At 67.9% G+C, this 22585-nt stretch carries 22 protein-coding genes; 16 read left to right on the forward strand and 6 right to left on the reverse strand.

Going from position 1 to position 22585, the window contains the following annotated elements:
- Nucleotides 1-66 precede the first annotated feature (66 nt).
- Genes pgeF through lgt form a run of 3 tightly spaced genes read right to left on the reverse strand, consistent with a single transcriptional unit; the run spans nucleotide 67 to nucleotide 2908 of the window.
- Nucleotides 67-891, reverse strand: coding sequence for a peptidoglycan editing factor PgeF (gene pgeF, locus CMO28_RS22360; protein WP_296717244.1), 825 nt, complete (start codon nucleotides 889-891; stop codon nucleotides 67-69).
- A 23-nt stretch (nucleotides 892-914) separates the two neighbouring features.
- The gene (locus CMO28_RS22365) at nucleotides 915-2093 is read right to left on the reverse strand and encodes a class I SAM-dependent methyltransferase (RefSeq protein ID WP_296717248.1); all 1179 of its coding nucleotides are present in this window, start codon (nucleotides 2091-2093) and stop codon (nucleotides 915-917) included.
- Complete coding sequence (gene lgt / locus CMO28_RS22370; protein WP_296717249.1) at nucleotides 2090-2908, reverse strand: prolipoprotein diacylglyceryl transferase; 819 nt, start codon at nucleotides 2906-2908, stop codon at nucleotides 2090-2092. The genes CMO28_RS22365 and lgt overlap by 4 nt, the downstream gene beginning before the upstream one ends.
- Before the next feature lie 367 nt (nucleotides 2909-3275).
- On the opposite strand from lgt, the gene CMO28_RS22375 reads away from it, so the two are divergent.
- From CMO28_RS22375 to CMO28_RS22395, 5 genes are all read left to right on the forward strand, one after another.
- Nucleotides 3276-3602 carry an accessory factor UbiK family protein gene (locus CMO28_RS22375; RefSeq protein WP_296717252.1) on the forward strand — a complete coding sequence of 109 codons (327 nt, stop codon included), beginning with the start codon at nucleotides 3276-3278 and terminating at the stop codon, nucleotides 3600-3602.
- Nucleotides 3603-3607: 5 nt separating this feature from the next.
- Nucleotides 3608-4525 (forward strand): DMT family transporter, encoded by a 918-nt coding sequence (locus CMO28_RS22380; RefSeq protein WP_062761160.1) that lies wholly within the window; start codon nucleotides 3608-3610, stop codon nucleotides 4523-4525.
- 150 nt (nucleotides 4526-4675) lie between these two features.
- Nucleotides 4676-5485, forward strand: a complete 810-nt coding sequence (locus tag CMO28_RS22385) for an ArsR/SmtB family transcription factor (protein ID WP_014743836.1) — start codon at nucleotides 4676-4678, stop codon at nucleotides 5483-5485.
- 279 nt (nucleotides 5486-5764) lie between these two features.
- Complete coding sequence (rpmB, locus tag CMO28_RS22390; RefSeq protein WP_014743837.1) at nucleotides 5765-6076, forward strand: 50S ribosomal protein L28; 312 nt, start codon at nucleotides 5765-5767, stop codon at nucleotides 6074-6076.
- A gap of 198 nt (nucleotides 6077-6274) precedes the next feature.
- Nucleotides 6275-6823: a VUT family protein gene (locus tag CMO28_RS22395; RefSeq protein ID WP_014743838.1), complete on the forward strand. Its 549-nt coding sequence runs from the start codon at nucleotides 6275-6277 to the stop codon at nucleotides 6821-6823.
- On the opposite strand, the gene CMO28_RS22400 is transcribed toward CMO28_RS22395, so the two are convergent.
- Complete coding sequence (locus tag CMO28_RS22400) at nucleotides 6824-8767, reverse strand: sigma 54-interacting transcriptional regulator (protein WP_296717258.1); 1944 nt, start codon at nucleotides 8765-8767, stop codon at nucleotides 6824-6826. It abuts the gene before it with no gap.
- A 266-nt stretch (nucleotides 8768-9033) separates the two neighbouring features.
- Here CMO28_RS22400 and CMO28_RS22405 point away from each other — a divergent pair, with 266 nt between their 5' ends.
- The 11 genes from CMO28_RS22405 (at nucleotide 9034) to CMO28_RS22455 (ending at nucleotide 19571) form a co-directional block, all read left to right on the forward strand.
- Nucleotides 9034-10437, forward strand: a complete 1404-nt coding sequence (locus tag CMO28_RS22405) for a CmpA/NrtA family ABC transporter substrate-binding protein (RefSeq protein WP_296717261.1) — start codon at nucleotides 9034-9036, stop codon at nucleotides 10435-10437.
- A gap of 26 nt (nucleotides 10438-10463) precedes the next feature.
- Entirely contained in the window at nucleotides 10464-11291 is an 828-nt protein-coding gene (gene ntrB / locus CMO28_RS22410) for a nitrate ABC transporter permease (RefSeq protein ID WP_062761179.1), read from the forward strand.
- Between the two features lie 20 nt (nucleotides 11292-11311).
- Complete coding sequence (locus CMO28_RS22415) at nucleotides 11312-12217, forward strand: ABC transporter ATP-binding protein (protein WP_296717265.1); 906 nt, start codon at nucleotides 11312-11314, stop codon at nucleotides 12215-12217.
- A gap of 74 nt (nucleotides 12218-12291) precedes the next feature.
- Nucleotides 12292-12765 carry a cyanase gene (cynS, locus tag CMO28_RS22420; protein WP_322111402.1) on the forward strand — a complete coding sequence of 158 codons (474 nt, stop codon included), beginning with the start codon at nucleotides 12292-12294 and terminating at the stop codon, nucleotides 12763-12765.
- A 158-nt stretch (nucleotides 12766-12923) separates the two neighbouring features.
- Nucleotides 12924-13571 (forward strand): TetR/AcrR family transcriptional regulator, encoded by a 648-nt coding sequence (locus CMO28_RS22425; protein ID WP_062761150.1) that lies wholly within the window; start codon nucleotides 12924-12926, stop codon nucleotides 13569-13571.
- A gap of 95 nt (nucleotides 13572-13666) precedes the next feature.
- Complete coding sequence (locus CMO28_RS22430) at nucleotides 13667-14905, forward strand: ABC transporter substrate-binding protein (RefSeq protein WP_156502963.1); 1239 nt, start codon at nucleotides 13667-13669, stop codon at nucleotides 14903-14905.
- Nucleotides 14906-14992: 87 nt separating this feature from the next.
- Nucleotides 14993-15865, forward strand: a complete 873-nt coding sequence (locus CMO28_RS22435; protein ID WP_014743846.1) for a branched-chain amino acid ABC transporter permease — start codon at nucleotides 14993-14995, stop codon at nucleotides 15863-15865.
- A 12-nt stretch (nucleotides 15866-15877) separates the two neighbouring features.
- Nucleotides 15878-16783: a branched-chain amino acid ABC transporter permease gene (locus tag CMO28_RS22440; RefSeq protein ID WP_014743847.1), complete on the forward strand. Its 906-nt coding sequence runs from the start codon at nucleotides 15878-15880 to the stop codon at nucleotides 16781-16783.
- A gap of 4 nt (nucleotides 16784-16787) precedes the next feature.
- Nucleotides 16788-17597, forward strand: a complete 810-nt coding sequence (locus CMO28_RS22445) for an ABC transporter ATP-binding protein (RefSeq protein WP_296717277.1) — start codon at nucleotides 16788-16790, stop codon at nucleotides 17595-17597.
- Nucleotides 17594-18298 carry an ABC transporter ATP-binding protein gene (locus CMO28_RS22450; protein WP_296717280.1) on the forward strand — a complete coding sequence of 235 codons (705 nt, stop codon included), beginning with the start codon at nucleotides 17594-17596 and terminating at the stop codon, nucleotides 18296-18298. The genes CMO28_RS22445 and CMO28_RS22450 overlap by 4 nt, the downstream gene beginning before the upstream one ends.
- A 13-nt stretch (nucleotides 18299-18311) precedes the next feature.
- Nucleotides 18312-19571 (forward strand): metal-dependent hydrolase family protein, encoded by a 1260-nt coding sequence (locus CMO28_RS22455; protein ID WP_296717283.1) that lies wholly within the window; start codon nucleotides 18312-18314, stop codon nucleotides 19569-19571.
- 84 nt (nucleotides 19572-19655) lie between these two features.
- On the opposite strand, the gene cobT is transcribed toward CMO28_RS22455, so the two are convergent.
- Together cobT and cobS are read right to left on the reverse strand one after the other, a co-directional pair.
- Nucleotides 19656-21536 (reverse strand): cobaltochelatase subunit CobT, encoded by a 1881-nt coding sequence (gene cobT, locus CMO28_RS22460; protein ID WP_296717286.1) that lies wholly within the window; start codon nucleotides 21534-21536, stop codon nucleotides 19656-19658.
- A 5-nt stretch (nucleotides 21537-21541) separates the two neighbouring features.
- The gene (gene cobS / locus CMO28_RS22465; RefSeq protein WP_041605292.1) at nucleotides 21542-22531 is read right to left on the reverse strand and encodes a cobaltochelatase subunit CobS; all 990 of its coding nucleotides are present in this window, start codon (nucleotides 22529-22531) and stop codon (nucleotides 21542-21544) included.
- Nucleotides 22532-22585 lie beyond the last annotated feature (54 nt).

Genomic DNA, 22585 nt, shown 5'->3' on the forward strand with positions numbered 1-22585 from the left:
TGTGGCGGGGCGTGGCCGGCAAGCGGTGGCCCACCTCCGGCACCCGCTTATGCCTCCGGCACCCGCTTACGCCTGGTCGAGAAGGACGATCGCCGAGACCTGGCGGCCGTAGTCCGCCTCTCCCCGGTGTGTGGTGCGACGATAGGAGAACAGGGTGTCGGTGGCGCCATAGGTGTCGGTACCGATGGCGTCCGCCGTGATCCGGTTCCGCCTCAACCGGGTGAGCAGATAGCCGGGCAGATCGAAATGCAGCCGGTCGTCGCATCCCGGACTGAAGAAGCCGGCCGCGGCCGGATCGGCGGCCGTGGCGGCGTCGCGCAGTTCCGGCCCCACCTCGTAGCTCGGGCCGGCGATGCAGGGGCCGATGACGGCGCGGATGCGGCTGCGGCTGGCGCCCAGCGCCTCCATGGCCTCGATGGTCGCGTCGGTGGCGCCGCCGACCGCGCCCTTCCAGCCGGCATGGGTGGCGCCGATCACCCGGGCTTCGGCATCGGCGAACAGAACCGGCGCACAATCGGCGGCCAGCGCGCCGAGGACGATGCCCGGCAGCCGGGTGACCATGCCGTCGGCATGGGGGCGGCCTTCGGCACCGCGACCGGCTTCGGGATAAAGCGCCAGCCCGTCTTCGTCGACCGTGATCACCCGGCGGCCATGGACCTGGTGGTTGGTCAGCAGGTGCCGGGGCGCGGGCGTCAGTGCTGCAGCCACGCGGCGGCGGTTCTCCGCGACCGCGGCCGGGTCGTCGGCGCTGCCCGGGCCGCAGTTCAGGCTGGTATAAAGGCCGGTCGAAACGCCGCCCTGCCGGCCGAAAAAGCCGTGGGCGATGCCGGGCAGGTGGAGCAGACCGTGGCGGTCATGGGGGGGCCGGTCATGCATGAGGGACTGGGGCATCAGGTTGCCTCCTCGCGGGGGGCTTAAAGATCGGCGTCGAAGCCGGGCACCGGTGCGAAGCCGGGCGGTGCCGGCCGGCCGGGTGGTGTCAGGGCCAGCACCTTGAACAGGCGCCCCATCTCTTCCGGGGCCGTCAGGCGCTTCAGGGCGGTGGCGATCTGGGCGCGCTCGCCGCCGTTACGGGCACCGCGGGCCAGGCGTTCGGCACGGGCACCGATGCCGAGCCGGCCCAGAAAGCTGCCCTGATCGACGGGGCCATGGGCCAGGGCGCCGCCTGCGGCCGCGGCTGCGGACAGACGCTCGAAATCGACATGAACGGTCAGGTCGGCGCGCCCCGGTTCTTCCAGCGGGTCGGCATGGGCATGCGCCTTCACCGCCTGGAAGGTGTCGCCGGGGGCACTGATGCCATGGCCGTAATCGACGATCAGCGCCGCACCGCCGAGCGCGGCAAGCCGGGTGCCGATGGTGCCGGCGATCGAAATCGATGCCGGCTGGACCTCGGCGATCGCTCCGGCCGGGATCTCGGCCAGCGAGGCCCGGGCGATGCGTGGGGTCAGCAGGGCTGCGGCCGGGCTCGGATCCGGCGACAGGCCATAGCGGAACCGTCCCGGGCGGTCGGGATCGAGGTCGATCATCCGTTCCGACCACAGGCCGTCGGGGCGCCGGACCAGCTGGCGGACCGGCAGGGCATCGAAGAACTCGTTGGCGATCAGCAGCAGCGGCCGGTCGTCGGGCAGGCCGTCGACCGTATCGTGCCAGACCGGCGGCCGGGAGAGGCCGGCATCGGCGACCGCCTGAGCCTGAGCCTCACGCAGGCGCGGGCTCTGCTCCACGAAATGCAGCGACACCCGATCCAGAAGCCCCGGCATCATCTTCATCGCCCGAAGCGCGTCGGCCATCAGCGTGCCGCGGCCGGGGCCGAGTTCGGCGAGCGTGACCGCCGGCGGCTGGCCGGCTTCATCCCAGGCGACCGCCAGCCAGAGCCCGACCAGTTCACCGAACATCTGGCTGATCTCGGGGGCCGTGACGAAGTCGCCATCTGCCCCGAAGGGCTCGCGGGTCGTGTAATAGCCATGCTGCGGATGGCCGAGCACCAGGCCCATATAGGTGCCCAGCGTCATCGGCCCGTCGACGGCGATGCGTCCGGCGATGATCCGGCCGAGTGGGGTATCCGCAGGGGGGAGGGGGGTGGCGTCGGTCATTCGCGGCCCGGTCCGGTCGCGGCGTCGGTCCGGCTGCGGGCGCGGAGCACCAGATAGACGCCGATCAGGAACATGGGCAGGGACAGCAGCTGCCCCATGGTGAGGCCCGCCGCCAGGAAGCCCAGGAAGGCATCGGGCATGCGGAACAGCTCGGCGATCGACCGGGTGATGGCATAGCCCATCAGGAAATAGCCGGCCAGCAGGCCCGGGCGGGCCCAGGTTTCCCGGCGGCGGGCAATGAACCACAGCACGACGAACAGCAGCAGGCCTTCAAGCAGCGCTTCGTAGATCTGGCTTGGATGGCGGGGTTCCGGACCGGCCATGGGGAAGATCATGCCCCAGGGGACGTCCGTCGGCCGTCCCCAGAGTTCGCCATTGATGAAGTTGGCGATCCGTCCGAAGAACAGGCCGATCGGGGCGGCGGCGGCCACCAGATCGCCCACGGTCAGCGGATTGACCCCCTTGGTGCGTGCGAAGAGAGCGAGCGAGACCGCCACACCCAGAAGCCCGCCATGGAAGGACATTCCGCCCTTCCACACCATGGGGATCTCCAGCAGATGCTGGGCGTAATAGTCCGGGCGATAGAACAGCACGTACCCGAACCGGCCGCCCAGGATGACGCCGAAGGCGACCCAGACCAGCAGGTCGTCGATCGACCGTTCGTCCAGGCCCAGGGCGTGGCGCCGGGTCAGGCCCACAACATAGCGCCAGCCGATCAGCAGACCCGCGATATAGGCCAGGGCGTACCAGCGAATGGCGATCGGGCCGATGGCAATCGCAACCGGATCGATGTCGGGGAAGGTCAGGCCGGTCATCGGCAGCGGGCCTCGCGGAGGTTCGGAATCGGGTGTCGGCGGCAGTCTAAGGGGGGCGCCCCTGCCGCTCAAGCAGTGCCGCCCGAGAGTGTGTCACGCGGGTGGTGACATCTTCGAGACCCGACGATAACTGCAGGCCGGGCATGTGAATGTGATACTGTTAACGAAGCGGTGACCATGTTATGGATCCGCAAGGTCCGAACCACGTGCGCCGCCCGTTCTGTCGGGTATCGCCGGAAGGCGCGGATCCTCAGTCCTGCAAGCCAATGTACACGTCCTCCAGGTCCGTGTCCGCCGGCCGGGCCGTCCGGGCGCAAGCCCGGTTTCCGGTCCTGTCTTCGGCCACCGGCCGTCCGGGAGATCGCCGATGCAGAGCAATAACCCCTTCTTCGACGACATGGCCCGTGTCGCCAGCGGTGCCATGAGCGGCTTTGCCGGTCTGCGCCAGGAAATGGACCAGCTGGTCCGCTCACGTGTTGAGCGGATGCTGGCCGAGATGGGCGCCGTGACCCGCGAAGAGGCGGATGCGTTGCGGGCACTCGCCGAAGGCCAGGCCGAGCGGATCGCGGCACTCGAGGCGCGGATTGCGGCGCTGGAAGCGGCGGCGGCCCCGGTCGCCGATGCTCCTGAGGCCGATGCCCCCCAGGCCGACGCCCCCCAGGCTGACGCCCCGGACGAACGGTCGGCCTCTTGACCGCGATGCCCGGTACCGGACTGGTGCCGGCCCGCTCCGGCATGGCCGCCGCCGCCCTCTGGGTGGGGGTGCTGGCGGTGTCGACCGGGGCGATTTTCGCGCGTCTGGCGGATGCGCCGGCCCTGGTGATCGCCACCGGCCGTCTCGCCATCGCCAGCCTGCTGATCCTGCCGCTGATGGGCATGCGTCATCGCAGTGCGATCCGCACGCTCGGCCGGCGCCATCTGCTGCTTGCGGTGGTGTCGGGCGCCTTTCTGGCGCTGCATTTCGCGACCTGGATCAGCTCGCTCTCCTATACCTCCATCGCCAACTCTGTGTTGCTGGTCAACACGGTGCCGATCTGGACCGCACTCGGTGGTCTCGTCCTCGGCATCGACCGTCTGGACCGGCGGGGCTGGCTGGCGGTGGGGCTTGCCGTCATCGGAACCGTCATCGTCTCGGCGCCGTCTGCCGATCTGACCGGCGACGGGCTTCTCGGCAACGTCCTGGCGCTGGTCGGCGGGGCGGCGATGGCGGCCTATCTGCTGTGCGGACGTGCCCTCAGGGCCAGGCTCGATCTCGTGCCTTATGTGATGCTGGCCTATGGTGTGGCGGCCGTGATCCTCCTTTCGGTCACGCTCGCAGCCGGCCTGCCTCTTCTGGGACACGGGACGGCCACATATCTGGCCCTTGTGGGAATGGCGCTTATCCCCCAACTAATTGGTCACAGCACCTATAACTGGTCGCTGAAGGCCCTGCCGGCGACGGCGGTGTCGATCTCTCTCATGGGGGAGGCGGTGTTCGCCAGCCTGTGGGGATGGCTTCTCTTTCACGAGAGCCTGCCACCCGCGACGCTCGGCGGTGGAGTTCTGGTTCTGGCCGGCATCGTATTGGCCCAGACCAGCCTCGACCGAACACGGCGCGCGCAGGACGGTGGCGCCTGAGGGAAGGATCCGGTCACCGGATTTCTGCCCGAGGGATTTCCACCCAGCCTGCGCCTGTCATGCGCGACGGTCCGGATCCCGGATACCTCCGCAGCTCTGCCTCCTTATTGACACTTGTTCCCGCCGGGTCTCGGACCCACGATCGAGCACATGGACGACGATCTCATCTGGAAAGCGCTCTCGGACCCAAGCCGCAGGCGCATCATCGAACTTCTTCACGCGCAGCCCCGCCGCACCGGCGATCTGGCCGCCTGCTTCGACGTGACCCGTTTCGCGGTCATGAAGCACCTCGACCTTCTGGTCGAGGCAGGTCTGGTCACGGTGGAACGGCGCGGCCGCGAACGCTGGAACCGGCTGGCGCTCGAGCGCCTCACGCCGACCGTCGCCGGCTGGCTTGCCCAGTTCGCGGTGGGGGCCGAAGCCGAACAGGGCAATCTGCCCGGTGCGGTCGAGGCCATGGCGATCGAGGCGGCCGTCGAGATCGACCTGCCCCGTCGGCGCGCCTATCAGCTTTTCGTCGAACAGGCGGAAAACTGGTGGCCGCGTGAGGGCGAGGGGCGGGTCCGCCTGGAAGCCGCAACCGGCGGCTGGCTCTATCTCGACCGCGGTCCCGGCCGGCCCCAGATGATCTGGGCCGTGATCGGCGATGCCCGGGCGCCGGCGGCGATCGAACTGATCGGTGCCTGCGGCCAGAAGGGCGTCGAAAGCGCCCGGACCCGCCTCGTCTTCGAAAAGGCGGGCAAGGGGCGGACCGTGGTCCATCTGCGCACCGATGCCCTGGTGACGCTGGATCAGGCGGGGCGAGAGCGCTATCGCGCGTTCTGGCGCCGTCTGCTGACCGACGCCTATGCGAGCTATGCCGATACACAGGCAGGCCCGGCGGAAGCGGACCTCGATCTCGAGGACGACGACGCCCATGGCGAGCCGCAGAGCGCCTGGGTGGCCGGCGCCATCCGCTGACGCTTGAGCGTCGTCCGCACTTGGCTCTAACCCCCGGCGGGCCGGACCATCATCCGGCACCGTCGGGGGTTCGTGTGTCTGCACGGAAGGCCGCCGGCCCGGTCGCGGGATTCTCCGCGCCGACCCTAAATCGCTGATTTTTCCTTGACGATCGGGACCGGCTCGCCTAAAGACACGGTCTCCGAAAGGTGCCCGGCCCGGGTGCCGCCATCGACGACGCCGGCGCGGCGCATCGTCCGAAGGTTTCAACAAGCGTCCGCCCGCTGAAGGTTTCCAAACATGGCCCGTCGTTGCGAGCTTACCGGTAAGCGTTACATGGCAGGCAACAATGTCAGCCATGCCCACAACAAGTCCCGTCGCCGCTTCAATCCGAACGTCCAGGACACCGGCATCTATTCCGACGTGCTGGGCCGTCTGGTCCGCCTGAAGGTTGCCGTGTCGACCCTGCGTTCGATCGAGCGTCGTGGTGGCCTCGATGCCTTCCTCGCCGGTGCCCGTGAGGTCGAGCTCTCGCCCGACGCCCGCCGGCTGAAGAAGCTGATCGTCGAGAAGCGTGCCGCTCGCGCTGCGGAGTTCGCCGCCGCCGAGTGACGCCGGAGCCCCATGCGGGTTCCGCCGCTCCAGATCCAGAAGGACCCGCGCCGGAGACGGTTGCGGGTCCTTCTGCGTTCGAACAGACTATCCGGGACGGCGCAGTCACGTGCCGCCCCGTCACCCGACGGCCTGTATCGCCGTCCGGACGGCAGATGAACCGCCTGCCGTCCCTTTGGGAAAGAGAGACCATCTCCCATGGCTCATGCGCTGCACCGCCTCTGGCTGCCGATCCTGGCGATGACCCTTGCGGTCGTCGCCTCCAACATTCTGGTCCAGTATCCGATCAACGACTGGCTGACCTGGGGCGCCTTCACCTATCCGGCGGCCTTTCTGGTCACCGATCTGACCAATCGCCGCTACGGCACCGCATCCGCCCGCAGGGTGGTCTATGCCGGTTTCGCGATCGCGGTCGTCATGTCGCTGTGGTTCGCCGATCCGCGGATTGCGCTCGCTTCGGGCGCGGCCTTCCTGGTTGCGCAGCTGATGGACGTGACGGTGTTCGACCGGCTGCGCCGCCGGCCCTGGTGGCAGGCGCCGCTGATTTCGTCCTCGCTGGCTTCGGCTTTCGATACGGTGCTGTTCTTCACCATTGCCTTCGCCGGCACCGGCCTGCCCTGGATCAGCTGGGCGGCGGGCGATTGGGGGGTGAAGATGGCAATGGCTCTGGCCATGCTGGTGCCCTATCGCGCCCTGATGCAGATCCTGCTGCCGCTGCCGACGGATCCCGTGCACGAGCATGGCTGATCAGGCCTGGCCCGCCCGGTAGCGCCGCGGCTCCAGCCCCAGCGCGCGGATCCGCGAGGCGAGCGTGGTTGCCGGCAGGCCGAGCAGGGCGGCAGCCCCGTTCGGGCCATAGACCCGGCCGCCACACCGGCTGAGGGCGGCCTCGATCATCCGTCGGTCACGGTCGCGGCGGCCGGCTTCGGTCAGCAGCTCGTCCTCGTCCCCGGCCAGGGCGGGCGCTGCGGGCGCCGCTGCCGGGCCGGCATGCAGGGCGGCGGATGGCTCCAGATCGAAGCGCAGCCGCCCGCCCCGGGCCAGGATCGCCGCCCGTTCGATCACATTCTCCAACTCGCGGACATTGCCCGGCCAGTCATAGCCGGTCAGCCGCTCGACATCGCCGCGGGTCAGCCTGAGATCGGGGATATTCAGCCGCCGGCAGGTCTTGGCCAGGAAATGGGCGGCCAGCAGCGGCACGTCATCCAGCCGCTCGCGCAAAGGCACGCTCTCGATCGGGAAGACGTTGAGGCGGAAATAGAGATCTTCGCGGAACCGGCCGCGGCGTACCTGATCCTTCAGGTCGCGATTGGTGGCGGCCACGATCCGCACATCCACCGCCCGGGTCCGCTCTTCGCCGACCCGCTCGAAATGGCCCTCCTGCAGCACCCGCAGCAGCTTGCTCTGCAGTTCCAGCGGGATCTCGCCCACCTCGTCCAGGAACAGGGTACCGCCATCGGCCAGGTCGAACCGGCCGACCCGGTCGCGCACCGCGCCGGTGAAGGCGCCGCGGACATGGCCGAAGAACTCGCTTTCGAACAGCTCCCGCGGGATGGCTGCGCAGTTCACCCGGATCAGCGGCCGGTGCGACCGGCGGCCGGCTTCGTGGATCGCCCGCGCGATCAGCTCCTTGCCGGTGCCGCTTTCGCCGGTGATCAGCACATTGGCATCGGTGGGCGCAACCAGGTCGATCTGGCGGGCGATCGTCTGGATGGCGGCGCTGCGGCCGATGATGTGGTGGTGGTTGACCTCGGTGCGGATCTCTTCCAGCAGATAGGCGTTCTCGCGCTCCAGCCGCTCGCGCAGCGCGTCGACCTCGGCCAGGGCGGCATGCAGCCGTTCCTCCGCCTCCCGGCGGCTGGTGACATCGCGGAACACGATCACGGCGCCGACCACCACGCCGCGGTCGCGGATCGGCGTGCTGGTATATTCCACGCGGATCGGTCGGCCATCCTTTCGCCAGAACACCTCGTCGTCGATCTGCCGGACCTCGCCCTCGCGGAAGGCGGCGTAGATCGGGCATTCATGCTCGGGATAGTGGCTGCCATCGGCATGGGTGTGATGGACCATGCCATGCATGTCGCGGCCGACCAGTTCTTCCGCCCGCCAGCCCAGCAGACGTTCGGCGGCCGGGTTGACGAAGGTGGTGTGGCCCTCGGCATTGATGCCGTAGATCCCCTCGCCGGCGGCCCGCAGGATCAGCTGGTTCTGCCGCTCGACATCGCGGAAGAAGCGTTCCACCCGCCGCCATTCGGCGATACCGCCCTTCAGATAGGCGTCGGCCTCGGCATCGACCTCGCGGCGGTGGCGTTCCTCAAGATCCGTGATGGTCAGCAGGACCAGCCCGGCGCCTGGCCCGTCGAGCCGCGCGCCCTCGTACTCGACCGCCACCTCGCTGCCGTCGGCACGGCTGGGGGCGAGGCCCCGGGTCACCGCCTGGCCCTGGTCCAGAACCGCCTCGGTGAAGACCACCAGCGCCGGCATCTGGCCCTGATGCAGCGCGCTCATCCGGCGCGTGGCCAGCACCTCCGGCGCCAGACCGAACAGCCGGCCTGCCGCCGGATTGGCATGCAGGATAAGGTCGGCCACGGGATCGAAAACCAGCATCGGCCGCGGGCTGGCGGCGATGATCGCCGCCGCCAGGGCATCGGCCCGGTGGGCGTGGTCGGGTGGTGCTGCGGTATCGGGCATGGCGTCCTCCGGACAGGACCGGGAAGGGCGCGGGGGTATGTGGAAGCCTAGCACGAAACTTCGTGAAACCAACCACGATATCCCGTGGATCACGATATATCGTGGTCTCTCGCATCGGTCGGATCCCGGAAATTTATCGAATTATATCAGATAACTAGATGGATTTTGTCCGTCTGGCCCGGCGGTTGCAGAACAGAAGCCCGGGACGCGGCATCCCCCGCCTGCCGCCCGGCTGTTCAGACCGTTCATCCGTCAGGGAGTGACACATGACGATCGAGAGCCTCGGCGACGCCTTCGATCCGGATGTCGACCTCGGCCATGGCCGGCAGTGCGGCTGCGCCGCCTGCGCCACGACCTCTGCCCGGCCGACCTCCGCTCAATCTGACCCGGCGCTGCCCGTGGGTGAAGAGGCGCTGGTCGATCGGGGGGTCGAGAATGCGGTCGTCCGCTCCATGTTCGGCGGCAACGAGATTGCCCGGCGGTCGTTTCTGAAGACCGTGGGGGCGGGGGCCTTTGCGGCGGCGCTGGCCTCGGTTCTGCCGCTCGACCGGGTGAAGGCGGCGGTCAAGGACGGCATGACCGGCGGTGGTCCGCTCGAGAAGACGAAGCTCAACATCGGCTTCGTCCCGATCACCTGCGCCACCCCGATCATCATGGCCCATCCCATGGGCTTCTATGAACGCCGCGGCCTGGATGTGCAGGTGATCAAGACCGCCGGCTGGGCGGTGGCGCGCGACAAGTCGCTCAACAAGGAATACGACGCCTCGCACATGCTGACGCCGATGCCTCTGGCGATCACCATGGGGGCGGGCTCCACCGCCCAGCCCTTCCTGATGCCGGCGGGGGAGAACATCAACGGCCAGGCGATCGTGCTGCATGTCGATCACAAGGACAAGCGCGACCCCAGGGACTGGAAGGGCTTCCGCTTCGGGGTTCCCTTCGAATACTCGATGCACAATTTCCTGCTGCGTTATTACGTCGCCGAGCACGGGCTCGACCCCGACAAGGATATCCAGATCCGGGTCGTGCCGCCGCCGGAGATGGTCGCCAATCTGCGCGCCGGAAATCTGGACGGCTACCTGTCGCCGGATCCGTTCAACCAGCGTGCCGTCTGGGAAAAGGTCGGCTTCATCCATCTGCTGACCAAGGACATCTGGGAAGGCCATCCCTGCTGCGCCTTTGCCTGTTCCAAGGCCTTCGCCGAAGAGATGCCCAACACCTATGGCGCCCTGGTCATGGCGCTGCTGGAGGCGACCTCCTATGCCGCCGATCCGGCCAATCGCAAGGAGATCTCGGCCGCGATCGCGCCCGCCAATTATCTGAACCAGCCCGTGCCGGTGATCGAACAGGTCCTGACCGGCCGCTTCGCCGACGGGCTGGGCCAGGTGCAGGACGTGCCCGACCGGATCGATTTCGATCCCTTCCCCTGGCATTCCATGGGGGTGTGGATCCTGACCCAGATGAAGCGCTGGGGCTACATTTCGGGCGAGATCGACTATCGCGGCATCGCCGAACAGGTCTATCTCGCCGCCGAGACCGGTGCCCGGATGAAGGAGCTGGGTCTGACCCCGCCCGAGGTCACTTACGAGCCCCACACCATCATGGGCAAGACCTTCGATCCGGCGGATCCCGAAGGCTATCTCGCCTCCTTCGCCATCCGGCGCAGTTGAGCCTGCCCTCTGGGAGACCCGGAATGATGCCGTCGCTCCGCATCCGTGCCGCGATCCTGTCGGTGGCAGTGCTGGCCCTGCTGCTGGGGGTCTGGGAACTCTCCGGCACGGCGCCCGCCGCCTCGGCGGCGCAGGACGAATATGCCCGGCTGATGGGCGGTGCCGACACCCAGGCCCGCCTGCCGGCCCCCTCCGACATCCTGACGCGCGCCTGGGAAGAGATATCGGATCCCTTCTACGATGCCGGGCCCAACGACAAGGGCATCGGCATCCAGATCGGCTATTCGCTCTACCGGGTGGCGGCGGGCTATCTGGCCGCGGCCGCCATCGCCCTGCCGCTCGGCTTCCTGATCGGCATGTCGCCGCTGGCCTATCGGGCGCTCGACCCGTTCATCCAGGTGCTGCGGCCGATCTCGCCGCTCGCCTGGATGCCGCTCGCGCTGTTCGTGATCAAGGACAGCCAGATGTCGGCGATCTTCGTGATCTTCATCTGCTCGATCTGGCCGATGCTGCTCAACACCGCCTTCGGTGTCGCCAATGTCCGGCGGGACTGGGTGAATGTGGCCCGTACCCACGAACTCGGGCCGGTCTCGACCGCCCTCAGGGTCATCCTGCCGGCCGCTGCGCCGACCATCGTGACGGGGATGCGGATCTCGATCGGCATCGCCTGGCTGGTCATCGTGGCGGCAGAGATGCTCGTGGGTGGCACCGGCATCGGCTACTACGTCTGGAACGAGTGGAACAATCTCGATCTCACCAGCGTGGTGTTCTCCATCCTGATGATCGGTCTGGTCGGCATGGCGCTGGATGCGCTGCTCGGCGCGCTCGCCCGCGCCGTGGCCTATGCCGATTGAGGCGGAGAGAGAGGTATCCCATGACGAGCGAACGCCCCTTTCTCGACGTCTCGGGCCTGGCAAAACGCTTCCCCGCCCGGGGCGGCGGCGAGACCACGGTTTTCGAGCAGGTCGACTTCACCATGGATCGTGGCGAATTCGTCTGCGTGATCGGCCATTCCGGCTGCGGCAAATCCACCATCCTCAACATCCTGGCCGGGCTCGACAGCGCCTCCTCGGGGGCGGTGGTCATGGACGGCCGGGAAATCTCGGGCCCTGGTCTCGACCGCGGCGTGGTGTTCCAGAATTACAGCCTGTTGCCCTGGGCGACGGCGCTCGAAAACGTGGTCTTCGCCATCCGCGCCCGACATCGCGACTGGTCGCGGCAGCAGATCCGCGCGCATGCGCTCAGCCATCTGGCCAAGGTCGGGCTGTCCGGCGGGGCGGAGCACCGCAAGCCGGCCGAACTCTCGGGCGGCATGCGGCAGCGGGTCAGCATCGCCCGGGCCTTTGCGATCGAGCCCCGGCTGCTGCTGCTCGACGAGCCCTTCGGTGCGCTGGATGCGCTCACCCGCGGCACCATCCAGGACGAGTTGATCCGCATCTGGTCCGATACCGACCAGAGCGTGTTCATGATCACCCATGACGTCGACGAGGCGATCCTGCTTGCCGACCGGATCCTGCTGATGACCAACGGCCCGCGGGCCCGGATCGCGGAAAGCGTGGTCATCGATATCCCGCGGCCGCGGGCCCGGGACACCATCCTGCACGACCCGGCCTTCTATGCCATCCGCAACCACCTGGTCGAATTCCTGACCCGGCGCTCGCGGGAGCTGGCCGCCGGGGCCGGTGGTGCTGGCACCGGTGCCCCGCGCACCGTGCGCTTCGGCCGCGACGGCAGTGCCCAGGGTGTCGATGTCGTGCCCTTCCAGCGTGCCGCCCGTTGATCGGCTTCCCGATCCGTTTCGTCGCACCCTGTTTCGTCGCACCCGTTCATCACGACCCGCAGCGAGGACACCTCATGAACATGACCAAGACCTCCACCGATGCGCCGCTGTCGAAGGCCGATGCCACGGCGCTGATCCTGGACGCCAAGGCGGCGCATGGCCTGACCTGGGAGGCGATCGCCGAGGGCATCGGCATGTCCCTGGTCTGGACCACCTCGGCGGCGCTGGGCATGAACAGCATGCCGGCCGAAAAGGCGCAGGCGCTGGTGGCCCTGCTCGACCTGCCGGCCGCCGTCGAGCCGGCACTGGTCGCATTCCCGACCAAGGTCTGGGATCAGGCGGTGCCCACCGACCCCGCGATCTATCGCCTCTACGAGATCGTGGGCGTCTATGGCGAGACGCTGAAGGAGATCATCCAGGAGAAGTTCGGCGACGGCATCATGAGCGCGATCGACTTCACCATGCATGTCGACAAGGTCGAGGATCCGAAGGGCGACCGGGTGAAGATCACCATGAACGGCAAGTTCCTGCCCTATAAGGCCTGGTGACCCGGGGTCTCGACGACATTTAATCGCATGAGGTCTGAGGCGGGTGTCGCGAGAGATCGCGGCACCCGTCAACCTTGTGGATAAAAACAAACAGTCTTGACTGTTTTTTTGTAGAGTCGCAGTCTTGAAACATGACGCGACCGGCCGGGGAGAGGGAGATGACCGGTGCGAAGGTGCGGCGCACGCAGGAGGAGCGGAGCGCCGAAACCCGCGACAAGCTGCTCTATGCGACGCTCGACGTGCTGATGGAGGCCGGCCATGCCCGGCTGGCCACCCAGGCGGTATGCGAACGCGCCGGCGTGTCTCGCGGCGCGATGCTGCACCACTATCCCACCCGCAGCGATCTGCTGGTTGCGGCGATCGAGCGGCTGCTCGACGACGAGATCATCGAGATGCGCGGCATGGCCGCCTCGGTGCGTTCGGGCGCGATCGGCCTGGACGCTTTCGTGGACGATCTGTGGCGGCGCTTCTCGGGCCGGCTGTTCTACATCACGCTGGAACACATCACCGCCGCCCGGACCGATGACGATCTGCGCGATGCGCTGCTGCCGGTGGTGAAGCGTTTCCATGTCGCGCTCGACGACATGTGGACCGAGTTTTTCGAGGCCCGCGGCACGGCCGACCGGGCCACGACCACCGTGCTCAATCTGACGCTCTGCCTGCTGCGCGGCATGGGCGCCCAGACGGTGCTGAAACCGGATCCGGACTATTACCAGGACCTGCTCAGGGCCTGGAAGACGATCCTCGCAACCCTCGTGGAGGGGCGGGGCTCAGGCGGCACGCTGGCGGGGAGCGTCGGCGTGTGAAATCCACCCGCAAAACCGATCGGCCTCTCAAGAAGGGCCGGCGGCAGCTCCCCGGCGGGGCGGCGGGTTCTCGGGATGGCAAGGAGAAGACAGGGATGGCAGGACGGATTGAGGCCCGCATGCGCCGGGCCGTGACGGCAGGCGTTTCGCTCGCGGTGATGTCCCTCGCGCTCGGCGGCGCGGCGCAGGCAGAGACCGCGCCCTTCAGGATCGGGGCGCTGAACCCGGTCACCGGCGCCGGCAGCCCCTATGGCCCCGGCATGCAGAAGGCGATCATCCTGGCGGCGGACGAGGTGAACGCCGCGGGTGGCGCCTGCGGCCGCAAGCTGGAAGTCTCGGCCGAAGATACCCAGACCTCGCCCGAAGCCGCCGTGCTGGCGGTGAAGAAGCTGATCGAGGTGAACAAGGTCGATGCGGTGATGGGCACCTGGTCCTCGGGCATCACGCTTGCGGTCATGCCGATCACCACTCAGGCCGGGTTGCCGCTGCTGAACACGTCGGGCGCGCCGGCGATCTCGACCGAGGACAAGGCCGATCTGGTCTGGCGCTTCCAGGCGACCAATGACCGCTTCGGCCAGGCCTTCGCCAAGATCGCGACCGAGCGCGGCTTCAAGCGTCCGGCGACCATGGCCTATAACAACGCCTCCGGCATCGGCAATACCGAGGGCTTCACCAAGGCCTGGACGGCCGCCGGCGGCGAGGTCGTCTCCAGCGTGGTCTACGAGCCCAAGCGGCCGAGCTACCGGTCCGAACTGCAGCAGATCCTGGCGGCGAACCCCGACGTGATTGTCATGGGGTCCTATCTTCAGGACACCACCGTCATCCTGCGCGAATGGTATCAGAGCGGCCAGAGCCCGGATGTGAAGTGGATCATCCCCGGCTGGGCCGCCAATCAGCAGCTGATCGATGCGCTGGGCCCCGACGTGCTCGCCAATGTGATCGCGGTCGACAGCATCAGCAATGAGAGCGCGCCGTCTTACGCCCATTTCGAGGCGGCCTATAAGAAGGCGATGGGGGCGGAGGCACCGGCCAATGTCTATGCGGCGATGACCTATGACATGGTGATCGCCTGGGGCCTGGCCATGCAGCAGGCCTGCCCCGACACGACCATTGCGGCGGTGAACGGCAGCATCCGGGCGATCGATGCCGCAGATGGCGCGCCGGTCTATACCTTCGCCGAGGGCAAGGCCGCGATCGAGGCCGGCCGCAAGGTGAACTATGAAGGCGCCTCCAGCCGCCTCTCCTTCGACCAGTATGGCGACGTGACGCCCGATTTCAGCCTGTCGGAGATCGATGGCGGCGCCTTCGTCCGCAAGGGCGTGGTCTCGTTCTGATCCGGACCGGCCGTGCCCGCCCGGGCCACGCTTCGGCGTGCCGGGCGGGTCGGTCGTCTCGTTCCGGCCTCCCGTTCCGGGGTCCCCATGGATACCGCCTATTATCTCAACCTAGCCTTCAACGGCCTGGTCGAGGGCTCGATCTATGCCCTCGGCGCGCTGGCGATCACGCTGGTTTTCGGCATCGCCCGCTTTCCCAACGCCTCCACCGGCGACCTGATGACGGTCGGCGCCTTCGGCGGCCTTGCCGGCACGCTGGCCGGGGGCGGGCTTCTGGGGGCGGCGATCGCCGGGGTGGGCGTCTCGGCCGCGGTGGCGCTCGCCTTCCATTTCCTGCTGTTCCGCAATCTGGCCCGGCGCTCGGCGGTGGCCTCGATGATCGCGTCGATCGGTCTCGCCTTCTTCCTGCGGTCGGCGCTCTCCTTCATCTTCGGCCATGATCAGCGGGTCTACGACCTGCCGCTGACCCGTGCGGTCCTGTTCGGGCCGATCCGGGTGCAGCCGACCGATCTGCAGGTGATGGGGGCGGCAGCTGCCGCACTGGCGGTGACTTTCGCCGTGCTGCACCTGACCCCGATCGGCCGCAGGATGCGGGCGGTCGCCGACAATCCCGATCTCGCCCGGGCCTCGGGCATCAATGCCGGGCGGGTGATGGCGGTGATGTGGCTGATGGCGGGCGGGCTGGCCGGGCTCGGCGGCGTTCTGCTGGGTGCCAAGACCGTGGTGACCCCCGAAATGGGCTGGGACCTGCTGCTGCCGGCCTTTGCCGCCACCATCCTCGGCACCATCGGCAACCCGATCGGCGCCGTTCTGGGCGGGCTGCTCATCGGCCTGGTGCAGGAGCTGTCCACCCCCTTCGTCGGCTTCACCTACAAGATCGGCATGGGGTTCGCGGTGCTGCTGCTGATGCTGATGATCCGGCCGCAGGGGCTGTTCGCCCGCAACGCGCTGGTTCGCTGAGAGAGGCCGCCCATGGAAAGCTATCTGGTCGCGGTCGCGGTGGTCACGGCGATCTACATGCTGATGACCTTCGGCCTGAACCTGCAATACGGCTTCACCGGCCTGATCAATTTCGGCCTGGTCGGCTTCTTCGCCATCGGCGCCTATACCAGCGCCCTGCTGGTGATGGCGGGCTGGCCCCTGCTGCTGGGCTTCGCCGCGGCGGCCCTGCTGGCGGCCCTTGCCGCCTGGCCGGTGGCGCTTTTGTCGCTGCGGCTCAGGATCGAGTATTTCGCCATCGTCATGCTCGGTTTTTCCGAGACGGTGCGCCTGGTGATCACCAACGAGCGCGCGCTGACTGGCGGCGTTCAGGGGATCCCCGGCATTCCATCGGCCGCCCAGGCACTGGGCGTGGAGGGCGTGGACGGCAATCTGCTGACCTTGATCCTGCTGGTCGTGGCGGTGATCCTGGTGCTGGCGGTCAACTGGCGCCTGGTCCACAGCCCCTTCGGCCGGATGATCCAGGCGATCCGCGACGACGAAGAGGCGGTGCGGTCGCTGGGCAAGCATCCGGGCCGGTTCAAGGTCACCGTGTTCATGGTCGGCAGCGCCTTCACCGGCCTCGCCGGCGCCTTCTACGCCCATTACGTCACCTTCGTGACCCCGGAACAGTTCGTCCCCCTGCTCACCTTCTATGTCTGGGTGGCGATGATCTTCGGCGGCGCGGGCCGGGTGGGCGGGGCCGCCATCGGCACGGTGGTGCTGATCGGTTTCCTTGAAGGCTCGCGCTTCCTGCGCGATGCCCTGCCGGGCGTTTCCGAAGTCGAGATGGCGAGCCTCAGGCTGGGGGTGGTCGGCGTTGCGCTGATGCTGCTGATGCGCTTCCGCCCGGACGGCATCCTGGGTGCGCCGTCGGCCGGCACGAAGAAGGGGGGCTGAACCGATGAGCCATCCTGACACCATCGCCGCCGCCGATCGTCAGTTGACGGTCGAGGGTGTTTCCAAAAGCTTCGGCGGCGTGCAGGTGCTGACCGATATCGGCTTCTCGGTGCCGGTTTCGGGGCTTTCGGGGCTGATCGGCCCCAACGGCGCCGGCAAGAGCACGCTGTTCTCGGTCGTCAGCGGGTTCCAGCCCGGCGATGCCGGCCAGGTCAGCTTTGCCGGCCGCGATCTCAGCCGGATGGGGCCGGTGGAACGGGTGCGCGCCGGGCTTGGCCGCACCTTCCAGGTGCCGCGGGTCTTCGCCAGCCTGAGCGTGCGCCAGAATCTGGCGGCGGCGGCCCCGGGGCAGACGGGCGAGACCCTGGCCGGCGTGTTCTTCCGCGGCGCCCGCATCCGTCGGCAGGAGGCGGAGATTGCCGGGCGGGCCGACGGCATTCTCTCCTTTCTGAACCTCACCCGCGTGGCCGACAAGCCGGCCGGCGGCCTGTCGGGCGGTCAGCGCAAGCTGCTGGAACTGGGCCGCGCCCTGATGGTCCGGCCGAAGATGATCCTGCTCGACGAGCCCTTCGCCGGCGTCAATCCGGTGCTGATCGAAGAGATCGCCGACCGGATCCGTGCGATCCGCGAGACCGGGGTCGACGGCAGCGGCGGCATCGGCTTCCTGATCGTCGAACACAACCTGCCCTCGCTTTCGGCCCTGGTCGAGCGGATGATCGTGATCGATCGTGGCCGGCTGCTGGCCCAGGGTACGCCCCAGGCGGTGCTGGCCGATGCCCGGGTGCGCGAGGCCTATATGGGGGGCGCGGTATGACCCGGCTGCTGACCGTTTCGGATCTTGCCGCGGGCTATGGCGAGGTCGACATCGTCTCCGGCATCTCGCTCCATGTCGATGCGCTGGAGATCGTGACCATCGCCGGCACCAACGGCTCGGGCAAATCGACCCTGGTCAAGGCGCTGATGGGGCTGCTCACCCGGGTGCGCGGCGAGATGCGCCTGGGCGATACCCCGCTGCTGGGCGTGCCGGCCGAAAAGCGTATCGGCATGGGCGTGGTCTATGTGCCCCAGGTCGAGAACGTCTTTCCGACCCTGACCGTCACCGAAAACCTGCAGGTGGTCGAGGGGGTGGCCGATCGCCGCCAGAGGATCGAGGCGATGTTCGACCGCTTCCCCGCCCTGGCCGAACGTCGCCGCACCCGTGCCGGCGCGCTGTCGGGCGGCGAGCGCCAGCAGCTGGCCTTCGCCCGGGCCCTGATGCCGGCACCGAAGCTGATGATCCTGGACGAGCCGACGGCGGCGCTGTCGCCTGCCCTGGTCCACGAGGTGCTGGAGCTGATCCGCGGCCTGCCGGCGCTGGGGGTCTCGGCGCTGCTGGTCGAACAGCGCGCCCGTCAGGCGCTGGCGATCAGCGATCGCGGCTACATCCTGGATACCGGGCGGGTGGTGATCCACGACACCGCCGAACGCCTGCTTGCCGATGAACGCATGGCCGATCTCTATCTCGGCACCCATTGAGGATGATCCATTCATGACCTCCGCTTCCAAGGCCGCGCCCCGGGGGGCCGGCACCGTCTTCCGCAATGCCCGGGTGCTGGATGTGGTCGCCGGCCGCTATCTCGACGGCCAGTCGGTCTGGGTCGAGGGCGGGGTGATCCGCGCCATAGCCCCCGATGCCGACCGCATGGCCGGCGCCGATGCCGAGGTGATCGATCTCGGCGGCAAGGTGCTGATGCCGGGCCTGTGCGACGCCCATGTCCATGTCACGGCGATCACGCCCAACTTCGCCGAACTCGGCCGGATGTCGCCCTTCTACGTCACGGTCCACACCGCCGACGTGCTGAAGGGCATGCTGGAGCGCGGCTTTACCACCGTGCGCGATGCCGGTGGCGCCGATTGGGGGCTGGCCAAGGCGGTCGCGGAAGGCGCGCTGCCCGGTCCGCGGCTGCTCTATTGCGGCAAGGCGCTTTCGCAGACCGGCGGTCATGCCGACATGCGCGGGCCCGGCCAGCAGGAACTGGGCGAGTGCTTCTGCTGTGCGGGGCTCGGCCGGGTCTGCGACGGCGTGCCCGAGATGCGCCGGGCCTGCCGTGATCTGATCCGCACCGGCGCCACCCATATCAAGCTGATGGTCTCGGGCGGTGTCGCCTCGCCGACCGACCGGATCGACAGCACCCAGTTCGCGATGGAAGAACTCTACGCGGCGGTGGAAGAGGCCGAGGCCGCCAACATTCCGGTCATGGGCCATGCCTATACCGCCCGCGCGATCAACCGGGCGCTGGAGGCGGGTATCACCTCGATCGAGCATGGCAATCTGCTCGACGAAAGCTCGGTGCGGCTGTTCGTCGAAAAGGGCCGCTGGCTGGTGCCGACGCTTGCGACCTATTCGGCCCTGGCCGAAGAGGGGCTGGCGGCGGGCATGCCGGCCGATCTGCACCGCAAGGTCTATGACGTGCTGGATGCCGGCCGCGAGGCGCTGCGCCTGGCCCATGCAGGTGGTGTGAAGATCGCTTTCGGCACCGACCTGCTCGGCATCATGCATCGCCGCCAGCTGACCGAATTCGCCCTGCGGGCCCAGGTCCAGGCGCCGATCGACGTGATCCGCTCGGCCACCACCGTCGCGGCCGATTTGTTCCGCATGGGCGACCGCATCGGCCGGGTCGAACCGGGCCTGCTCGCCGACCTGATCGTCGTCGACGGCGACGTCCTTCACGACGTCGCACCCTGGTCGCGGCCGGACGAGACCATCCGACTGGTGATGAAGGAAGGCCGGGTGCTGGTGGCGCGGTGACCGGCACACGTCCGGCGCATGAAAAGAAGAAGGGCGGGCCTCCGTGGAGGCCCGCCCTTCCGTCTTCGTGCCGGTGACGGTCGGTCAGTGTCTGAGGCGGGTGGGACGGCCGCCGCGGCCGCCCTGGTCTTCGTCGAAGAGTTCGGCCAGCTGGTTCATCACCGTGCCGCCCAGCTGTTCGGCATCGACGATGGTGACGGCACGCTTGTAGTAGCGGGTGACGTCGTGGCCGATACCGATCGCGACCAGATCGACCGGCGACCGGCTCTCGATCCACTCGATCACCTGGCGCAGATGGCGGTCCAGATAGTTCGAGCTGTTGACCGACAGCGTGCTGTCGTCCACCGGTGCGCCGTCGGAGATCACCATCAGGATCCGGCGGTTCTCAGGCCGCGCCAGCAGGCGGTTATGGGCCCAGAGGATCGCCTCGCCGTCGATATTCTCCTTCAGCAGGCCTTCGCGCAGCATCAGGCCCAGATTCTTCCGCGCCCGCCGCCACGGCCAGTCGGCCGATTTGTAGACGATGTGGCGCAGATCGTTGAGCCGGCCCGGCGTCTGCGGCTTGCCGCCGTCGAGCCACTTCTTGCGCGACTGGCCGCCCTTCCAGTCCCGGGTGGTGAAGCCCAGGATTTCGACCTTCACGCCGCAGCGCTCCAGCGTGCGGGCAAGAATATCGGCGCTCATCGCAGCCACCGAGATCGGCCGGCCACGCATGGAGCCGGAATTGTCGATCAGCAGCGTGACCACGGTGTCGCGGAAGTCGGTGTCGCGCTCGCGCTTATAGGTCTGGCTGTAGAGCGGCTGGACCACGACGCGGGCCAGTTTGGAGCTGTCGAGCAGGCCTTCGTCGAGGTCGAACTCCCAGCCGCGCGACTGCTTGGCCAGCAGTCGGCGCTGCAGGCGGTTGGCAAGCTTGGTGATCACGCCGTGCAGATGGGTCATCTGCTGGTCGAGCAGGCCGCGCAGGCGGTTCAGCTCATCTTCGGTCGCAAGCTCGCTGGCCTCCACCACCTCGTCGAATTCGGTGGTGTAGGGGTGGTAGACGTCGGTGGCGGGTTCGTTTTCGTTGGAGCCGGGCGGCATCCAGGGGCGTACCCGGGACGAGCTGTCCTCGCCGCCGGCGCCGCTTTCGGAATCGGGATCGCTGGCCGCCATGTCGGCATCGGCCTCGCCGTCGCCGGTCTCGGGCGCGCCTTCGCTCGACTGGCCGCTGTCGTCGCCATCCTGCGACTGCTCGCCGCCTTCGCCGTCGGGCTGTTCCTGGGCTTCCGCCTCGGCCTGATCATCGGCCTCGTCGGGCTCGCGATCCTCGTCGAGTTCGCCTTCGGTCTCGGCCTCGATGTCGAGGTCGGACAACAGGTCGCGCACGCCCTCGGAAAAGCGCTTCTGGTCGGCCAGGATCTCGGGCAGGCGGGCCATGTCTTCGCCGGCCTTGCGCTCGATCATCGGGCGCCAGTGTTCAACCAGTTCGCGGGCGATCTCGGGCGTCGGCACACCGGTCAGGCGCTCGCGCAGCAGCAGCAATGCCGCTTCGCAAAGCGATTCCGGGCTGCCGTCGACCGCCAGACGCTGCGGCTGCTCGCGAAGCTGATCTTCCTGCAGCCGGGCCAGATTGCCGCGCACGCCGGTCATGTTCCGCCCGCCCAGGGCTTCGATGCGCAGCTGCTCGCAGCTCTCGTAGAGCCGGCGGGACAGCTCGCCCTGGGGCTGGCGGGCCATGTGGATGCGGGCGTCATGATGGCGCACGCGCAGCGAGATCTGGTCCGCCTCGCCGCGGATGCGGGCCACCTGCTGTTCCGGCAGGTTGCGCATCGGCGCGCGCAGGTTCACCCGGTCGCCGCGCAGCCGCGGCGGTTCGAAGGTGAAGGCGACTTCGAGCTGAGGCGTGCCCGCCATCGCCTTCACGGTGCTGGTCAGGGCACGTTTGAACTGCTCGACGGATTGCGGATCGTTGCGCTTGCGCATGTCCCTCAACCCATGTGGCGGATGCCGGGGACGTGCAGCTCGGTGCCGAAGCAGCGCTGATAGTATTCGGCGATCAGCGGACGCTCCACCTCGTCGCACTTGTTGAGGAAGGTGAAGCGGAAGGCGAGCTGCAGATCCTTGAAGATCCGGTAGTTCTCGGCCCAGGTCAGCACCGTGCGCGGCGACATGACGGTCGAGATGTCGCCGTTGATGAAGGCGCTGCGGGTGAGGTCGGCCAGGGCGACCATCGACCGCACGGTCTTATGGCCGTCGGCATTGTCGAATTCCGGCAGCTTCGACAGAACGATCGCGCTCTCTTCGTCCGGCGCCAGATAGTTCAGCGTGACCACCACGTTCCAGCGGTCCATCTGGCCCTGGTTGATCTGCTGGGTGCCATGATAGAGGCCGGTCGTGTCGCCGAGGCCCACCGTATTGGCGGTGGCGAAGATCCGGAAATAGGGATGCGGGCGGATGACCTTGTTCTGTTCGACCAGGGTCAGCTTGCCCTCGTTCTCCAGAATGCGCTGGATCACGAACATCACGTCGGCACGGCCGGCATCATATTCGTCGAAGACGAGCGCGGTCGGGCGCTGCAGGCAGAAGGGCAGGATGCCTTCCTTGTATTCGGTCACCTGCTTGCCGTCGCGCAGCACGATGGCGTCCTTGCCGATCAGGTCGATACGGCTGATGTGGCTGTCCAGGTTGACGCGCACGCAGGGCCAGTTCAGCCGGGCCGCGACCTGCTCGATATGGGTCGACTTGCCGGTGCCGTGATAGCCCTGGATCATCACGCGGCGGTTAAAGGCGAAACCGGCGAGAATGGCGAGGGTGACATCCGGCTGAAAGCGGTAGGTCTGGTCCAGATCGGGCACATGCTCGCTGCGGTCGCTGAATGCCGGCACCTCCATGTCGCTGTCGATGCCGAAGACCTGTCGCACAGACACCTTGATATCCGGCGTGTTCGGGGTCGGGGCGGCCAGGGTCTCGGAAGCCATGATGAAGAAGATCTCCACTGGGGAAGGCGGGGACGAAACGGATGGACATCGCGG

The sequence above is a fragment of the Tistrella sp. genome, assembly GCF_002684955.1.
GTDB lineage: Bacteria > Pseudomonadota > Alphaproteobacteria > Tistrellales > Tistrellaceae > Tistrella > Tistrella mobilis.

Coding starts and splice junctions, on each gene's coding strand:
- pgeF (WP_296717244.1), bottom strand. CDS start 891: ATGCCCCAGTCCCTCATGCATGACCGGCCCCCCCATGACCGCCACGGT.
- CMO28_RS22365 (WP_296717248.1), bottom strand. CDS start 2,093: ATGACCGACGCCACCCCCCTCCCCCCTGCGGATACCCCACTCGGCCGG.
- lgt (WP_296717249.1), bottom strand. CDS start 2,908: ATGACCGGCCTGACCTTCCCCGACATCGATCCGGTTGCGATTGCCATC.
- CMO28_RS22375 (WP_296717252.1), top strand. CDS start 3,276: ATGCAGAGCAATAACCCCTTCTTCGACGACATGGCCCGTGTCGCCAGC.
- CMO28_RS22380 (WP_062761160.1), top strand. CDS start 3,608: ATGCCCGGTACCGGACTGGTGCCGGCCCGCTCCGGCATGGCCGCCGCC.
- CMO28_RS22385 (WP_014743836.1), top strand. CDS start 4,676: ATGGACGACGATCTCATCTGGAAAGCGCTCTCGGACCCAAGCCGCAGG.
- rpmB (WP_014743837.1), top strand. CDS start 5,765: ATGGCCCGTCGTTGCGAGCTTACCGGTAAGCGTTACATGGCAGGCAAC.
- CMO28_RS22395 (WP_014743838.1), top strand. CDS start 6,275: ATGGCTCATGCGCTGCACCGCCTCTGGCTGCCGATCCTGGCGATGACC.
- CMO28_RS22400 (WP_296717258.1), bottom strand. CDS start 8,767: ATGCCCGATACCGCAGCACCACCCGACCACGCCCACCGGGCCGATGCC.
- CMO28_RS22405 (WP_296717261.1), top strand. CDS start 9,034: ATGACGATCGAGAGCCTCGGCGACGCCTTCGATCCGGATGTCGACCTC.
- ntrB (WP_062761179.1), top strand. CDS start 10,464: ATGCCGTCGCTCCGCATCCGTGCCGCGATCCTGTCGGTGGCAGTGCTG.
- CMO28_RS22415 (WP_296717265.1), top strand. CDS start 11,312: ATGACGAGCGAACGCCCCTTTCTCGACGTCTCGGGCCTGGCAAAACGC.
- cynS (WP_322111402.1), top strand. CDS start 12,292: ATGAACATGACCAAGACCTCCACCGATGCGCCGCTGTCGAAGGCCGAT.
- CMO28_RS22425 (WP_062761150.1), top strand. CDS start 12,924: ATGACCGGTGCGAAGGTGCGGCGCACGCAGGAGGAGCGGAGCGCCGAA.
- CMO28_RS22430 (WP_156502963.1), top strand. CDS start 13,667: ATGGCAGGACGGATTGAGGCCCGCATGCGCCGGGCCGTGACGGCAGGC.
- CMO28_RS22435 (WP_014743846.1), top strand. CDS start 14,993: ATGGATACCGCCTATTATCTCAACCTAGCCTTCAACGGCCTGGTCGAG.
- CMO28_RS22440 (WP_014743847.1), top strand. CDS start 15,878: ATGGAAAGCTATCTGGTCGCGGTCGCGGTGGTCACGGCGATCTACATG.
- CMO28_RS22445 (WP_296717277.1), top strand. CDS start 16,788: ATGAGCCATCCTGACACCATCGCCGCCGCCGATCGTCAGTTGACGGTC.
- CMO28_RS22450 (WP_296717280.1), top strand. CDS start 17,594: ATGACCCGGCTGCTGACCGTTTCGGATCTTGCCGCGGGCTATGGCGAG.
- CMO28_RS22455 (WP_296717283.1), top strand. CDS start 18,312: ATGACCTCCGCTTCCAAGGCCGCGCCCCGGGGGGCCGGCACCGTCTTC.
- cobT (WP_296717286.1), bottom strand. CDS start 21,536: ATGCGCAAGCGCAACGATCCGCAATCCGTCGAGCAGTTCAAACGTGCC.
- cobS (WP_041605292.1), bottom strand. CDS start 22,531: ATGGCTTCCGAGACCCTGGCCGCCCCGACCCCGAACACGCCGGATATC.